General features: G+C 62.2%; 14 protein-coding genes. 6 read left to right on the top strand and 8 right to left on the bottom strand.

Features of this window, described 5'->3' with window-relative positions; genetic code table 11:
* Positions 1-11: 11 nt before the first annotated feature.
* Positions 12-158: a hypothetical protein gene (locus M1B35_RS17975; RefSeq protein WP_268262677.1), complete on the bottom strand. Its 147-nt coding sequence runs from the start codon at positions 156-158 to the stop codon at positions 12-14.
* 196 nt (positions 159-354) lie between these two features.
* Between M1B35_RS17975 and M1B35_RS17970 the strand changes: the two genes are divergently transcribed.
* The 4 genes from M1B35_RS17970 to M1B35_RS17955 all read left to right on the top strand — a co-directional run bounded on the left by M1B35_RS17970 (position 355) and on the right by M1B35_RS17955 (position 5,730).
* Positions 355-804, top strand: a complete 450-nt coding sequence (locus M1B35_RS17970; RefSeq protein WP_268262676.1) for an EVE domain-containing protein — start codon at positions 355-357, stop codon at positions 802-804.
* A gap of 122 nt (positions 805-926) precedes the next feature.
* On the top strand, positions 927-1,892 hold the full coding sequence (locus tag M1B35_RS17965) for an HlyD family secretion protein (protein ID WP_268262675.1): 966 nt from the start codon (positions 927-929) through the stop codon (positions 1,890-1,892).
* The gene (gene rbbA / locus M1B35_RS17960; protein WP_268262674.1) at positions 1,889-4,612 is read left to right on the top strand and encodes a ribosome-associated ATPase/putative transporter RbbA; all 2,724 of its coding nucleotides are present in this window, start codon (positions 1,889-1,891) and stop codon (positions 4,610-4,612) included. Before M1B35_RS17965 ends, rbbA begins: the two co-directional genes overlap by 4 nt.
* Positions 4,612-5,730, top strand: coding sequence for an ABC transporter permease (locus M1B35_RS17955; protein WP_268262673.1), 1,119 nt, complete (start codon positions 4,612-4,614; stop codon positions 5,728-5,730). Before rbbA ends, M1B35_RS17955 begins: the two co-directional genes overlap by 1 nt.
* A 130-nt stretch (positions 5,731-5,860) precedes the next feature.
* Here the strand turns inward: M1B35_RS17955 and M1B35_RS17950 are convergent, their stop codons facing one another.
* On the bottom strand, positions 5,861-6,271 hold the full coding sequence (locus M1B35_RS17950; RefSeq protein ID WP_123327745.1) for a flagellar basal body-associated protein FliL: 411 nt from the start codon (positions 6,269-6,271) through the stop codon (positions 5,861-5,863).
* 158 nt (positions 6,272-6,429) lie between these two features.
* Between M1B35_RS17950 and M1B35_RS17945 the strand changes: the two genes are divergently transcribed.
* Positions 6,430-7,407, top strand: a complete 978-nt coding sequence (locus tag M1B35_RS17945; protein WP_268262672.1) for an NADPH:quinone oxidoreductase family protein — start codon at positions 6,430-6,432, stop codon at positions 7,405-7,407.
* Between the two features lie 5 nt (positions 7,408-7,412).
* On the opposite strand, the gene M1B35_RS17940 is transcribed toward M1B35_RS17945, so the two are convergent.
* The 6 genes from M1B35_RS17940 to M1B35_RS17915 form a co-directional block, all read right to left on the bottom strand.
* Entirely contained in the window at positions 7,413-8,063 is a 651-nt protein-coding gene (locus tag M1B35_RS17940) for a gamma-glutamylcyclotransferase (protein WP_268262671.1), read from the bottom strand.
* 215 nt (positions 8,064-8,278) lie between these two features.
* On the bottom strand, positions 8,279-9,247 hold the full coding sequence (locus M1B35_RS17935; RefSeq protein ID WP_268262670.1) for a CDP-6-deoxy-delta-3,4-glucoseen reductase: 969 nt from the start codon (positions 9,245-9,247) through the stop codon (positions 8,279-8,281).
* Complete coding sequence (gene ubiD / locus M1B35_RS17930; RefSeq protein ID WP_123327749.1) at positions 9,247-10,713, bottom strand: 4-hydroxy-3-polyprenylbenzoate decarboxylase; 1,467 nt, start codon at positions 10,711-10,713, stop codon at positions 9,247-9,249. Before ubiD ends, M1B35_RS17935 begins: the two co-directional genes overlap by 1 nt.
* Before the next feature lie 127 nt (positions 10,714-10,840).
* Entirely contained in the window at positions 10,841-12,100 is a 1,260-nt protein-coding gene (gene rho / locus M1B35_RS17925; protein WP_017125454.1) for a transcription termination factor Rho, read from the bottom strand.
* Positions 12,101-12,349: 249 nt separating this feature from the next.
* Positions 12,350-12,679, bottom strand: a complete 330-nt coding sequence (trxA, locus tag M1B35_RS17920) for a thioredoxin TrxA (RefSeq protein ID WP_003206727.1) — start codon at positions 12,677-12,679, stop codon at positions 12,350-12,352.
* A gap of 120 nt (positions 12,680-12,799) precedes the next feature.
* A complete protein-coding gene (locus tag M1B35_RS17915; protein WP_123327750.1) occupies positions 12,800-13,504 on the bottom strand; it encodes a FadR/GntR family transcriptional regulator in 705 nt (234 codons plus the stop codon).
* A gap of 255 nt (positions 13,505-13,759) precedes the next feature.
* On the opposite strand from M1B35_RS17915, the gene M1B35_RS17910 reads away from it, so the two are divergent.
* Positions 13,760-14,545 (top strand): transporter substrate-binding domain-containing protein, encoded by a 786-nt coding sequence (locus M1B35_RS17910; RefSeq protein ID WP_268262669.1) that lies wholly within the window; start codon positions 13,760-13,762, stop codon positions 14,543-14,545.
* The last annotated feature ends 19 nt before the right edge of the window (positions 14,546-14,564 follow it).

Here is a 14,564-nt window from a genome sequence, read left to right as displayed (position 1 = left end):
CGGAGGCAGGATCAACGCTTGAAAGGTTGCTGTTGCTGTGCGATTTCGATGGGAGCGTCTGTCTTGTTCGACCACAGACTTTGCGCATAACCCGTTGTGACCACGCCCAAACCGAACAAAATAACCAACATCCATAGTAAATCCGGTTTGCGTTTCATCGATTGCCCCCCTCAGGCACTTCACACACGATGACAGCAGCGGTTTCCATTATTAGGCCGTGCAGCAGCGTCAAGCTTAAAATCCCGGCATTTTGCGATAACGTGAACCCACACGCAAATGCTGGCGTCAACCGACTGTCGGTTTGTCATAAAATTGCCCGACAACTTGTCCAATTACCCTTGGAGAGCACACACGATGGCCTATTGGCTGATGAAGTCCGAGCCGGAAGAACTGTCGATCCAGGACTTGGAGCGCCTCGGCGAAGCCCGCTGGGACGGCGTACGCAATTACCAGGCACGCAACTTCCTGAGGGCGATGGCAGTGGGCGATGCCTTTTTCTTTTACCACTCCAGTTGCCCCGAGCCAGGCATTGCCGGGATCGGCCGAATTATCCAGGCCGCCTACCCCGACCCCACCGCCCTGGAACCCGAAAGCCACTACTTCGACCCCAAGGCCAGCGCCGAGAAGAACGCCTGGAGCGCCATCGACGTGGCCCATGTAGAAACCTTCGCCAAGGTGCTGCGCTTGGACTACCTGAAACAGCAAAGCGCCCTCGCCGAACTGCCCCTGGTGCAAAAAGGCAGCCGTTTGTCAGTGATGCCGGTCACCGTCGAGCAATGGGCCGCCGTGCTCGCCCTGCGCTAAATCACGCTAGCCAAGCACCCACCTGGCAATAGGTTTAGGCTGGCGCTCTTTGCGTTGACGAACATCAAGTCGCCCAAGACTTGGCTCGTCAAACTAGGACGCTTCAGCCGCAGGATGCTCCCATGTCGACGCCGCACCGCTCCTCCCGCCTTTTTGCCATTGCCTTATTGATTCTGCTGCTGGGTGCAGGGGGCTTTGGTTATTGGAAGTCCCTCAGCGACCGCTTGCCCGAAGGCCTGAGCATGGGCAATGGCCGCCTTGAAGCCACTGAAGTGCAGATCGCCAGCAAGATCCCCGGGCGCCTGGCCGAAGTGCGGGTCAACGAGGGTGACAAGGTGTTGAAGGATCAGCTTCTGGCGCGCATGGACACCCGCACCCTGGAGGCACAACGCAGCCAGGCTGAAGCCGAAGTGGTACGTGCGCGGGAAAACTTCGCCGCCGCCGAAGCCAATGTGCAACTGCGCCAGAGCGAATTGTTGCTGGCCCATCAGGAACTCGGGCGCTCCCAGGCCCTGTTTCGGCGCGGTTTCGCCAGCCAGCAGTTGATCGACCAACAGCAGGCTCGCCTGAATACCGGCAACGCTGCCGTGCTGGCCGCCCAGGCCCAGGTGGCAGCGGTCAAGGCCGCCATCGGCGCCGCCCAGGCCCAGGTTGCGCAATTGACCAGCGAGATTGACGACAGCAGCCTGCGCGCGCCGATCGACGGCATCATCCAGTTGCGCCTGGCCGAACCCGGTGAAGTGCTGGGTGCCGGCGGCCGGGTTTTGCTGCTGATCGACCCCAACGACCAATACATGAACCTCTACCTGCCCGCCTCGGTCACCGGGCGCCTGACCGTGGGCGACGAGGCGCGCATCCTACTCGACGCCCTGCCCGCCCAGCCGTTGAAGGCCAAGATCAGCTTTGTCGCCGCCAAGTCCCAGTTCACCCCCAAAGAAGTGGAAACCCGCGATGAGCGGCAAAAGCTGGTGTTCCGGGTCAAAGTCCGCCTGATCGAACCCAGCGCCGTGCCCCAGGCCAAACCGGGCATGCCCGGCGCCGGCTATGTTCGCACCGCGCCCCTGGACTGGCCGGCCAACCTGCAATGAGCGGCCTGGCGCTGCAAGCCACCGCTATCCACCATCGCTATGGCCAACAGCCGGCCCTGATCGACATCGCCTTCAGCCTGCCGGCCGGCACTCGCTGCGGCCTGATCGGGCCGGACGGCGCGGGCAAATCGAGCCTGCTGGGTTTGATTGCCGGGGTGAAAAAACTCCAGCAGGGCCAACTTGAAGTGCTCGGCGGCGACATTACCCAGCGCAAGCATCGCAATAGCCTGTATCCGCGCATCGCCTTCATGCCCCAAGGCTTGGGCGGCAACCTGTACCCCGAACTGTCCATCAGCGAGAACATCCGTTTTTTCGCCACCCTGTTCGGCCTGTCTAAACAACAGTGCGAGCAGCGCATGCACAGCTTGCTGCTGGCCACCGACCTGCTGCGCTTTGCCGAACGCCCGGCGGGCAAGCTGTCCGGCGGCATGAAGCAGAAGCTCGGGCTGTGCTGTGCGTTGATCCATGAACCGGACCTGTTGATCCTCGATGAACCCACCACCGGGGTCGATCCACTGTCTCGTCGGCATTTCTGGGAGCTGGTGGACGAGGTGCGCCGGCAACGCCCGCAACTGACCTTGCTGGTGGCGACGGCCTACATGGAAGAGGCCGAGCAATTCGAACACTGCCTGATGCTCGATCGCGGCAAGCTGATCGCCCAAGGCACCAGCCGCGAACTGGCGAGCAGCACCCCCAGCGGCAAACTGGACGACGCCTTTACCCACTTCCAGGGCAGCAACGGCCACGACAATGAACCGCTGGTGATCCCGCCACGCAGCGGCGAGCGCCAGGACATTGCCATCGAGGCCCACGAACTGACCCTGCGCTTTGGCGACTTCACCGCAGTGGACAAGGTCAGCTTCGCCATCGGCCGCGGCGAGATCTTTGGCTTCCTGGGCTCCAACGGCTGCGGCAAGACCACCACCATGAAAGTCCTCACTGGGCTGATGCCGGCCACTGAAGGCAGCGCCAAACTGCTGGGCAACCCGGTCAATGCGAAGGACCTGGCGACCCGCAAGCGCGTGGGTTTCATGTCCCAGAGCTTCTCCTTGTACGGTGAACTCAGCGTGCGTCAGAACCTGGAGCTGCACGCCCGCCTGTTCGACTTGCCGAAGGCCGAAGGTGACCAGCGGATCGAGGAACTGATCCAGCGTTTTGACCTGCAAGCGATGGCCGAACAGCCGTCCGGCGCCCTGCCCCTGGGCTTGCGCCAGCGCCTGTCCCTGGCGGTGGCGGTGCTGCACCGCCCGGAAGTGCTGATCCTCGATGAGCCGACTTCCGGCGTCGATCCGGCCGCCCGCGATGACTTCTGGCGACTGCTGGTGGAGCTGTCTCGGGAACAAGGGGTGACGATCTTTCTCTCCACACACTTCATGAACGAAGCCCAGCGCTGCGACCGCATCTCACTGATGCACGCCGGCAAGGTGCTGGCCTGCGACACCCCGGCCGCGCTGCAGCAACAGTTCGCCGGCGAAACCCTGGAAGCGGCCTTTGTCACCTGCCTGGAGCAGGCCCAGGGTGCCATAGAGGCGACGCCAGCCGCCGCCCCCGAGGACCAGGAGACGCCCAGCGCCGCCCCTGTCCACCGATCGGGCTTCAGCGTTGCGCGCTGGCTGGCGGTGGCCACCCGGGAAGGCAAGGAACTGTTGCGCGACAAGGTACGCCTGGGCTTTGCCCTGCTAGGGGCGATTTTCATGATGGTGATCTTCGGCTACGGCATTTCCCTGGACGTGGAGAAACTCGCCTTCGCCGTCTACGACCAGGACCAGACCCCGCAAAGCCGTGCCTACCTGGAAGCCTTCCGCAGCTCGCGCTACTTCGATGAGCAGGCACCGATCCGCGACCCGGCAGAGCTGCATCGACGCCTGCAACGCTCGGACATCAAGCTGGCCCTGGAAATCCCCCCCGGCTTCGGCCGCGACCTCTACGCCGGGCGCCAACCTGTGGTCGCCGCCTGGCTGGATGGCGGCATGCCCTTTCGCGCCGAGACCAGCCGCAACTACGTAGAGGCGGTGCATCAGGCCAACCTCGAACAACTGGCCGCGCAAAGCAGCCCGGCGCAGAACCTGCGGGCGGCGGCCAAACTGGAAACCCGCTTTCGCTACAACCAGGATGTGGTCAGCGTGAACGCCATCGGCCCCGGGGTAATGGCGCTGATCCTGGCCTTTATCCCGGCCATGCTCACCGCCCTGGGCATCGTTCGAGAGAAGGAGCTGGGGTCGATCACCAACTTCTACGCCACGCCCCTGACCCGTCTGGAGTTCCTCCTCGGTAAACAGGCGCCTTACCTGCTGGTGAGCCTGATCAACCTGGCCTTGCTGGTGGCCATGAACCGCTGGCTGTTCGGCGTGCCCTTCAAGGGCAGCGGCCTGACCCTGGCCTTCGGCGGCCTGCTCTATGTACTGGCGACCACCAGCATGGGCCTGCTGATCTCGGCGTTCACCCGCACCCAGATCGCGGCGATCCTCGGCACCATGATCATCACCAGCTTGCCGACCATCCAGTTCTCCGGGCTGATCGTGCCGCGCTCGTCCCTGGAAGGCACCGCCGCGCTGATGGGGCAGCTGTTCCCTGCCGGGCACTTCCTCGACATTGCGGTCGGCACCTTTACCAAGGCCCTGGACTTGCGCCAGCTGTGGCCGCAATGCCTGGCGCTGTTCGGTTTCTTCCTTGGCTTCACCGGGCTGAGCCTGGCCATGCTGAAAAAGCAGGAGGCTTGATGCACACGTTCGCTCACATCCTGCGCCTGGGCTGCAAAGAGCTCACCAGCCTGCGCCATGACAGTGTCCTGCTGATGTTCCTGTTCTATGCCTTTACCGTGGCGATCTACATGCCCGCCGCCGGCTCGGTGATCGGCGTGCACAACGCCAGCGTGGCGCTGGTGGACGAGGACCGCAGCCACCTCTCGCGGCAACTGGCCGATGCCCTGCAACCACCGGAGTTCCAGCCCGCCGTGCTGCTGCCCTATGACCGGCTGGACCAGGTCATGGACAGCGGCCAGTACACCTTCGTGATCAACGTGCCGGCCAACTTCCAGAGCGACCTGCTGGCTGGACGGCAACCGGCGTTGCAGGTCAACGTGGACGCCACCGCCATGAGCCAGGCCTTTATGGGAGCGGGTTACATCGGCCGAATCTTCCAGCGCGAGCTGCTGGACTACAGCGGCCAGGATGCCGCGACCAGCCAGGCACCGGCGCTGCTGACCACCCGCGCCCTGTTCAACACCAACCTGGAAGGTGGCTGGTTTCTGGCGGTGATCCAGATCGTCAACAACATCACCATCCTGGCCATTGTGCTGACCGGCACCGCGCTGCTGCGCGAGCGCGAACACGGCACCCTCGACCACTTGCTGGTGCTGCCGCTGACGGCGCTGGAAATCATGCTGGCGAAGATCTGGAGCAACATGCTGGTGGTGGTGCTGTGCACCTGGATTTCCCTGGAGGTGATCGTCAAAGGCGCGCTGGGGGTGCCGCTGGCGGGGTCGATGACGCTGTTCCTGATGGTCACCGCGCTGTATCTGTTTGCCAGCACGGCCTTGGGGATTTTCCTCGCCACCCTGGCCCGCTCGACGCCACAGTTCGGCTTGCTGGCGATCCCGGTGATCATCCCGATGTTGCTGCTGTCCGGCGGCAGCACGCCGCTGGACAGCATGCCGCAATGGCTGCAGTGGGTGATGCAGGGCTCGCCGTCGACGCATTTTGTCAGCCTGAGCGCGGCGATCCTGTTTCGCGATGCCGGGGTCAGCGTCGTCTGGCCCGACCTGCTGGCGCTGGCGGCGATCGGCTTGCTGTTCTTCGCCGTCGCCCTGGCACGCTTCCGTAAAAGCCTTGCCTCATGACCTGGCTTGCCGCGATAGCGCCGGCAAGCCGGCTCCTACAACAGCACACGCCCCCTGTAGGAGCTGGTTTGCCAGCGATAGGGCCCTCAAGACCACCACTGCCAGCAAGCCGGCCCCTACAACATCGGGATTACTGGATGATCAGGTTGTTGAACAACAGGTCTTCCACCACCGGCTTGCCGGTCTCGTCGTTCATCACTTGCTGCACTTGCTTCAGGGCTTCCTGACGCAGCTTTTCCTTGGCTTCGACGTTGTTCATGGTTTCGGTGGTTTGCTGGGCAAACAACGCCACCAACTGATTGCGGATCAACGGCTCATTGGCCTTGACCGCCTGGGCCGCTGGATCACCCGTGACCTTCAAAGCCACATCCGCCTTGTACACCTTGAGTTTCGGGCCACCGTCCAGGCCGTAGTTACCCACGAACGGCGGGTTCAGGCTGAGGTAACTGACTTTCGGTGCCCCTTCGCCCTCTTTGGCTTCTTCCGCCATGGCTGCCACAGGCAGAGACAGGGCCAGCATCAACATGATCCACGCTTTCACAGTTCGCTCCTTATCCGGTTTGCGGCCTAGCATAAAGGCCCGCCCGCCAGAGCCCAAGCACAAAGCTTATGGCTGGCTATCAGGACCGGGCATGCTCGTTGACCGCTTTGATCACACACTTACACTTATCGGCCACCACTCCCAAAGGAATAGCCCTGATGAAAGCCGTGCTGTGCAAAGCCTTCGGCCCCGCCGAAACGCTGGTGCTGGAAGACGTCGCGAGTCCTGCGCCGAAGAAGAACGAAATTCTCCTGGAGGTGCATGCGGCCGGGGTCAACTTCCCGGACACGCTGATCATCGAGGGCAAATACCAGTTCAAGCCGCCCTTCCCGTTCTCCCCGGGTGGCGAGGCTTCTGGAGTGGTCGGTGCCGTGGGGGAAAAGGTCAGCCACCTCAAGGTCGGCGACCGGGTCATGGCCCTGACCGGCTGGGGCAGCTTTGCCGAGCAGGTGGCGGTGCCCGGCTACAACGTGCTGCCGATCCCGGCGGCCATGGACTTCAACACCGCCGCCGCCTTCAGCATGACGTACGGCACTTCGATGCACGCCCTCAAGCAGCGCGGCAACCTGCAGCCCGGGGAGACCCTGCTGGTGCTCGGCGCTTCGGGTGGTGTGGGCCTGGCCGCCGTGGAGATCGGCAAAGCCATGGGTGCCCGGGTGATCGCCGCCGCCAGCAGCGCCGAGAAGCTCGAAGTGGCCAAGGCAGCCGGGGCCGATGAGCTGATCAACTACAGCGAAAGCAACCTCAAGGACGAGATCAAGCGCCTCACTGACGGCAACGGCGTGGACGTGATTTACGACCCGGTGGGGGGCGACTTGTTCGACCAGGCCATCCGCTCCATTGCCTGGAACGGCCGCCTGCTGGTGGTGGGGTTTGCCAGCGGACGCATCCCGGAGCTGCCGGTGAACCTGGCCCTGCTCAAGGGCGCGGCCGTGATCGGTGTGTTCTGGGGCTCATTTGCCCAGCGCCAGCCCGAAGACAATGCCGCCAACTTCCAGCAACTGTTCGGCTGGTTCGCCGTGGGCAAGCTCAAGCCTTTGGTGTCCAAGGTCTATCCCTTGGCCGACGCACCACAGGCCATCAACGACCTGGGGCAACGCAAGGCCGTGGGCAAGGTGGTGGTGCAGGTTCGTTGAGACGCTCAGTAAGCGGCTGAGGACTTGCAGCGTTGCAGCCGCGCTTCCAGGTTACGGTCGGGCATGGCGTGGCTGCGCAAGGCATGCACGGTCTGCTCGACGTAATCACGGGTGGTGCCATAACGCCCGCAGGCGCTTTCAAACACCTGGCTCAGCACGTGATCCGGCAGGTTGCCGGCGTAGCTGGGCAGGTGCCGCTCCAGCACAAACCCCAAGGCCTGGACCTGCTGGCCATCCTCAAGCCGGCAATTGAGCCAGTGCGGACGATACGACGGGTAAGGCATCTCGCGTTGCCACAGGGCATACAGCGAGGCCTCCAGTTGCTCAGCAGGCAAGCGATAGGCAAAACCACTGCAAGAACCGCCGCGATCCAGCCCCAGCACCAGCCCCGGCAACTCCGGCGTGCCCCGATGCTCGTGGGACCACAGGTACAACCCGCGGTGGTAGCCATGAACCCTTCCACGCATGCGCTCGACCGCCGAGCACTCGGGCCGCCAGATCAGTGAACCGTAGGCGAATAGCCAGACCGGGCCGCCTTTGTGCCGGGACATGGTGGATTGCATTGAGCTGAGCAATTGCTCGTGGGTCAGCTGCGGCCCCAGATCAAGTCGCGGAGGGTAAGCCAGGCTCGAGAAACTGTTTTCAATGGCGGTCATGGCGAATAGCGTTCGGCTCCTCGCATATAGAGAATTACTGAATAGAACGCGCAGCAGTAACTTCAAGACACATAAGTTTTAAGGCAAGTTAAGTGCCATCAAGCGGATGTAAAGTAAGTTGGAGCGCGATATATAACCTACCGGTATTTAATCAATTAACTAAATACCAATAGGCTATATACGCAGTTATAACGAAGGGTGTCGCCCTGAGTACTTCAGGGCCGGGGGGCGTAGGCAAACACGTCGGCGCGCATCTGGTGGGCATCCATCCCGGCGTTGACCAGGGCATCCAGGGTGGCATAGATCATCGCCGGCGAACCGCTGGCATAGACATGCACCGCCGACAGGTCAGCGATGTCCTCGCAGACCGCTTCATGCAGCATGCCGCAGCGCCCTTCCCAGCCGCAGAGATCGCTGACCACCTTGTGCAGGAAGAGGTTGGGCGTTTGCTGCCAGTCCTGCCAATGCTCCAACTGGTAGAAATCTTCCGGCCGGCGCACACCCCAATACAGGTGCACCGGGTGCTTGAACCCCTGGGCCCGGCAGTGCTCGATCAGGCTGTGCATCTGCGCCATGCCGGTGCCCGCAGCGATCAGCACCAGAGGCCCGTCCGGCAGCTCCGCCAAGTGGGTGTCGCCATACGGCAGCTCGACCCGGGCCATGCCGTTGCGCTGCAACTGCTGGAGCAGGGTTTGCGCACTGTTTTCGCGCACCAGCACATGCAGTTCCAGATCACGGCCACTGTGAGGCGCCGATGCCAGGGAGAAGGCCGACTTCTCGCCGTTGTCCCGCTCCAGCATCAGGTACTGCCCGGCGTGATAACGCGGCGGTTTGCCAGCTGGCGCCCGCAGTCGCACGCGCCAGACGTCGCCGCCCACCTCCAGGCACTCGGTCAGTTGGCACGACAGGCTGCGAACCGGCAGCTCGCCCAGCGCCAGAACGCCATCCCAGAGCACAATGCAGTCCTCCAGCGGCTCGGCGATGCAGGTATAGAACTCACCGTGATCACGCACATCACCGGCCTGTTGCACCCGGCCTTCCACCAGCAAGGCTGCACACACGTGGCAGTTGCCATTGCGACAGCTCTGCGGGCATTCATAGCCCAGGCGCCGCGCCGCATCGAGAATCCGCTCGCCGGGCAATGTCTCAAGCACTGCTCCGGAGGGCTGCAAGGTTACACGCATCAATCTATTCCTAACTGATTCCAGATGGCATCGATCCGGCGGGTGACCGCCTCATCCTTGACGATGACCCGGCCCCACTCACGGGTGGTTTCGCCAGGCCACTTGTGGGTGGCATCGAGCCCCATCTTCGAACCCAGGCCGGACACCGGCGAGGCGAAGTCGAGGTAGTCGATCGGCGTGTTGTCGATCATCACCGTGTCGCGCTTGGGGTCCATGCGCGTGGTGATGGCCCAGATCACATCGTTCCAGTCACGGGCGTTGATATCGTCGTCGGTGACGATAACGAACTTGGTGTACATGAACTGTCGCAAAAACGACCAGACGCCCAGCATCACGCGCTTGGCGTGGCCCGGGTACTGCTTCTTCATGGTCACCACCGCCATGCGGTACGAGCAGCCTTCGGGCGGCAGGTAGAAGTCGGTGATTTCCGGGAACTGCTTCTGCAGGATCGGCACGAACACTTCGTTCAGCGCCACGCCGAGGATCGCCGGCTCATCCGGCGGACGGCCGGTGTAGGTGCTGTGGTAGATCGGCTTGATGCGGTGGGTGATGCGCTCCACGGTGAACACCGGGAAGCTGTCGACTTCGTTGTAGTAGCCGGTGTGGTCGCCATAAGGGCCTTCATCGGCCATCTCGCCCGGATGAATCACCCCTTCCAGGATGATTTCGGCGGTGGCCGGCACTTGCAGGTCGTTGCCTCGGCATTTCACCAACTCGGTGCGGTTGCCCCGCAACAGGCCGGCAAAGGCGTACTCGGACAGGCTGTCCGGCACCGGGGTCACCGCGCCGAGAATGGTCGCCGGGTCAGCACCCAGTGCCACCGATACCGGGAACGGCTGGCCCGGGTTCTTCTCGCACCACTCGCGATAATCCAGAGCGCCGCCACGGTGGCTCAGCCAACGCATGATCACCTTGTTGCGGCCGATCACCTGCTGACGATAAATGCCCAGGTTCTGCCGGTCCTTGTTCGGGCCCTTGGTCACGGTCAGGCCCCAGGTGATCAGCGGACCGACGTCCCCTGGCCAGCAGGTCTGCACCGGCAGCATCGCCAGGTCGACGTCGTCGCCCTCGATGACCACTTCCTGGCACACTGCGTCCTTCACCACCTTGGGCGCCATGGCAATGATCTTGCGGAAGATCGGCAGCTTGGACCAGGCGTCTTTCAAGCCCTTGGGCGGTTCCGGCTCCTTGAGGAAGGCCAGCAGCTTGCCGATTTCCCGCAGCTCGCTGACGGCCTCTGCGCCCATGCCCAGGGCCACGCGCTCGGGGGTACCAAACAGGTTGCCGAGCACAGGGATGTCATAACCGGTGGGGTTTTCGAACAGCAGGGCCGGACCTTTGGCACGCAAGGTGCGATCACAGACCTCGGTCATTTCCAGCACTGGGGACACCGGAACCTGGATGCGCTTGAGCTCGCCGCGCTGTTCCAGGCCGCTGATAAAGTCGCGCAAGTCGCGATACTGCATGCGTAAGCCTCGTTTTTTGGCCGTGGCGTTCGGGGCAGGCAGTTTAGCGCCGAACCCACAGGTTCAGAATAGAGAAAGTCAGATAGCAAAAAGCCGGGTTTCCCCGGCTCTTGCTGGCCTGATCGATTTACTTGCGCTTCATCGACAGGAAGAACTCATCGTTGGTCTTGGTCTGTTTCAGCTTGTCGACCAGGAACTCGATGGCAGCGACTTCATCCATAGGATGCAGGAGCTTGCGCAGAATCCACATGCGCTGCAGCTCGTCGTCGGCGGTCAGCAACTCTTCGCGGCGGGTGCCGGAACGGTTGATGTTGATAGCCGGGAAGACGCGCTTTTCAGCGATTTTGCGGTCCAGAGGCAGCTCCATGTTGCCGGTACCCTTGAACTCTTCGTAGATCACTTCATCCATCTTCGAGCCGGTTTCAACCAGCGCGGTGGCGATAATGGTCAACGAGCCGCCTTCTTCGATGTTCCGCGCGGCGCCGAAGAAACGCTTCGGTTTCTCCAGGGCGTGGGCATCGACACCACCGGTCAGTACCTTGCCGGAGCTCGGGATCACGGTGTTGTAGGCACGGGCCAGACGGGTGATGGAGTCCAGCAGGATCACCACGTCCTTCTTGTGCTCGACCAGGCGCTTGGCCTTCTCGATCACCATTTCGGCAACCTGCACGTGGCGGGTCGGCGGCTCGTCGAAGGTAGAGGCAACCACTTCGCCGCGCACGGTGCGCTGCATTTCGGTTACTTCTTCCGGACGCTCGTCGATCAGCAACACGATCAGATGAACTTCAGGGTTGTTACGGGTGATGTTGGCAGCGATGTTCTGCAGCATGATGGTCTTGCCCGCCTTCGGCGGAGCAACGATCAGGCCACGCTGGCCTTTACCGATCGGCGCACACAGGTCGATGACACGACCGGTCAAGTCTTCAGTGGAACCGTTACCGGCTTCCATCTTCATGCGCACGGTCGGGAACAGCGGCGTCAGGTTTTCAAACAGAATCTTGTTCTTGGCGTTCTCGGGACGATCGTAGTTGATCGTGTCGACCTTGAGCAGCGCGAAGTAACGCTCGCCTTCCTTGGGAGGGCGGATCTTGCCAACGATGGTGTCACCGGTGCGCAAGTTGAAGCGACGGATCTGGCTTGGCGAGACGTAGATATCGTCCGGGCCGGCCAGGTAGGAAGCGTCGGAGGAGCGAAGGAAGCCGAAGCCGTCCTGGAGGATCTCCAGCACGCCATCACCGGAGATTTCCTCACCGCTTTTCGCGTGCTTTTTCAGCAGGGAGAAAATCACGTCCTGCTTGCGCGAACGGGCCATATTTTCTATGCCCATCTGTTCGGCCAATTCGAGCAGTTCGGTAATCGGCTTTTGCTTGAGTTCAGTCAGATTCATATAGGAATGACGTAATCATTTATGGAGGGGGGGAAATTAAGCTTTTGGCTTAATGAGGCCGCGCCGCAGAGAAGGCGACAGGATCGCGTACTTGTTCGAAAGGAGAGCGTCGGCGACGGCATGCAGGGGGCAGTGGAGAAACCAGTGCGGGGCCGAATGTAACACCTGAGTTTCTGAGCGTCTAGCCCTCAATCATGAAAAAGCCCCGCAATTTGCGGGGCTTTTTTTGACCGTTTCTGACAACGCCGTTTAGATGTTGGCGTCGAGGAAAGCAGCCAGTTGCGACTTCGACAGAGCGCCGACTTTAGTGGCTTCGACGTTGCCGTTCTTGAACAGCATCAGCGTCGGGATACCACGCACGCCGTGCTTGGCAGGGGTTTCCTGGTTCTCGTCGATGTTCAGTTTGGCAACGGTCAGCTTGCCTTTGTAGGTCTCAGCGATTTCGTCCAGAACCGGAGCGATCATTTTGCAAGGGCCGCACCATTCAGCCCAGTAGTCGACCAGTACAGCGCCTTCGGCCTTGAGTACGTCGGCCTCGAAGCTAGCGTCGCTAACGTGTTTGATAAGATCGCTGCTCATGGAAGTCTCCAGGTTGTAAGCAAAAAAACGTGGCCCATCATATCCGCCCTTACCCCGTTCAGGAAGCCGGAGATGATTGACTCTCGCTATGACGCTCCATGAGTCTGGGTATCGTCGGGCTCAGGAACTGGCAGGGGTGACAAAGGCAATTCCGGTACGCAGGGCCGCGCCCCGGACATGCTCCTGCATGGCTTTTTGCGCCGCCCCCGACGCATGCCGGGCCAGCCCCCGGAGGATCTTACGGTGCTCCTGCCAGGTCTCCATGGCCCGCTCGGGTCGGATGAACGGTAGCTTCTGGCTTTCCAGGAACATCTGCGCACTGGTGCTGAGGATGCTCAACATCGCCTGGTTGCCGCTGGCCAGGAGGATCTTCTGGTGAAACTCGAAGTCCAGCCGCGCCGCCGCTTCAAAGTCCGCCGCGCGCAATTCCAGGCGCATCGCCTCAACATTGTCCTGCAAGGCGTCCAGCTCATCGGCGGTCAGGGTCACCGCCGCCAGCCCGGCGGCAAAGCCTTCCAGGGCATAGCGCAGTTGAAAGATATCCACAGGTGACGCCTGGGCGGCGAACGGCCAACTCAAGCCGGCGCCGACGACCGGCGGCTCCGGCGCCTGGACAAACACCCCCTTGCCCGGCTGCACGCTGATCACCCCAAGCGCGCTCAGGGACGACAACGCCTCACGCAATGACGCCCGGCTCACCCCCAGTTGCACGGCCAGGTCACGCTGCGAGGGCAGCGCATCCCCGGGCCCGAAGCCCTGTTCGGTGATCAGTTGGCGGATGGCTTGCAGCGCCACTTCAGGTACGGCGCGGTTGATGGAGTTCATAGAGTTCAGGCTGGTCAGTCCAGGAAAAACCTAGTTGTAAAGCTATTCGCCGGGCCCGGCAAGTCGTGCCCCATGGGGGTTCGGCGCCCACAGGCGACGCCCGATAAGGGTGCGAAAACCCATTCAACTGTTCAGACCAGTAAGACCGAGCAACACCAGCAAAACCCGGCCTTTGCGCGGATTTATGTGGTTTTGGCATGGGCTGTGCTGTGTCGCAACGCAGAAAACACTTCCCGCCCCTCCCGGAGAATTGCCATGTCCAAGCGTTTCAGCGTCCTGCTCTCTGCCTTGTTCGCCAGCCTGGTGCTGAGCCAGGCCCCAGCCCACGCCAATGGCCTGGACGATGTGCTCGCCCGCGGCACCCTCAAGGTAGCCGTGCCACAGGACTTCCCACCCTTCGGCTCGGTGGGCCCGGACATGAAGCCGCGCGGCCTGGACATCGACACCGCAAAACTGCTGGCCGACCAGCTCAAGGTCAAACTCGAACTGACCCCGGTCAACAGCACCAACCGCATTCCCTTCCTGACCACCGGCAAGGTCGACCTGGTGATCTCCAGCCTCGGCAAGAACCCGGAGCGGGAAAAGGTCATCGACTTCTCCCACGCCTACGCGCCGTTCTACCTGGCCGTGTTCGGCCCGCCTGATGCCAGCGTCACCACCCTCGACGACCTGAAAGGCAAGACCATCAGCGTCACCCGCGGCGCCATCGAAGACATCGAGCTGACCAACGTGGCACCCCAGGGCGTGACCATCAAGCGCTTCGAAGACAACAACTCGACCATCGCCGCCTACCTCGCCGGCCAGGTCGACCTGATCGCCAGCGGCAACGTGGTGATGGTGGCCATCAGCGAGCGCAACCCGAAACGCATTCCGGCGATGAAGGTCAAGCTCAAGGACTCCCCGGTCTACGTCGGCGTGAACAAGAACCAGCCGGAGCTGTTGACCAAGGTCAACCAGATCCTCGCGGCCGGCAAAGCCGACGGCGCCCTGGAAAAGAACTCCCAGCTGTGGCTCAAAGAGCCGCTGCCGGCTGACCTCTGATCCCGGCCCCGGAGGTTAT

It is taken from the genome of Pseudomonas morbosilactucae (assembly GCF_023241665.1).
Lineage (GTDB): Bacteria > Pseudomonadota > Gammaproteobacteria > Pseudomonadales > Pseudomonadaceae > Aquipseudomonas > Aquipseudomonas morbosilactucae.
Note: the sequence above shows the minus strand (reverse complement) of the source record. Positions and strands in the feature narration are given on the sequence as shown.

Excerpts from the sequence above, each read along its gene's own strand:
- ubiD (WP_123327749.1), bottom strand. The coding sequence starts at position 10,713 with ATGCAGTATCGCGACTTGCGCGACTTTATCAGCGGCCTGGAACAGCGC.
- trxA (WP_003206727.1), bottom strand. The coding sequence starts at position 12,679 with ATGAGCAGCGATCTTATCAAACACGTTAGCGACGCTAGCTTCGAGGCC.
- M1B35_RS17975 (WP_268262677.1), bottom strand. The coding sequence starts at position 158 with ATGAAACGCAAACCGGATTTACTATGGATGTTGGTTATTTTGTTCGGT.
- rho (WP_017125454.1), bottom strand. The coding sequence starts at position 12,100 with ATGAATCTGACTGAACTCAAGCAAAAGCCGATTACCGAACTGCTCGAA.
- rbbA (WP_268262674.1), top strand. The coding sequence starts at position 1,889 with ATGAGCGGCCTGGCGCTGCAAGCCACCGCTATCCACCATCGCTATGGC.
- M1B35_RS17945 (WP_268262672.1), top strand. The coding sequence starts at position 6,430 with ATGAAAGCCGTGCTGTGCAAAGCCTTCGGCCCCGCCGAAACGCTGGTG.
- M1B35_RS17940 (WP_268262671.1), bottom strand. The coding sequence starts at position 8,063 with ATGACCGCCATTGAAAACAGTTTCTCGAGCCTGGCTTACCCTCCGCGA.
- M1B35_RS17970 (WP_268262676.1), top strand. The coding sequence starts at position 355 with ATGGCCTATTGGCTGATGAAGTCCGAGCCGGAAGAACTGTCGATCCAG.
- M1B35_RS17965 (WP_268262675.1), top strand. The coding sequence starts at position 927 with ATGTCGACGCCGCACCGCTCCTCCCGCCTTTTTGCCATTGCCTTATTG.
- M1B35_RS17915 (WP_123327750.1), bottom strand. The coding sequence starts at position 13,504 with ATGAACTCCATCAACCGCGCCGTACCTGAAGTGGCGCTGCAAGCCATC.
- M1B35_RS17910 (WP_268262669.1), top strand. The coding sequence starts at position 13,760 with ATGTCCAAGCGTTTCAGCGTCCTGCTCTCTGCCTTGTTCGCCAGCCTG.
- M1B35_RS17935 (WP_268262670.1), bottom strand. The coding sequence starts at position 9,247 with ATGCGTGTAACCTTGCAGCCCTCCGGAGCAGTGCTTGAGACATTGCCC.
- M1B35_RS17955 (WP_268262673.1), top strand. The coding sequence starts at position 4,612 with ATGCACACGTTCGCTCACATCCTGCGCCTGGGCTGCAAAGAGCTCACC.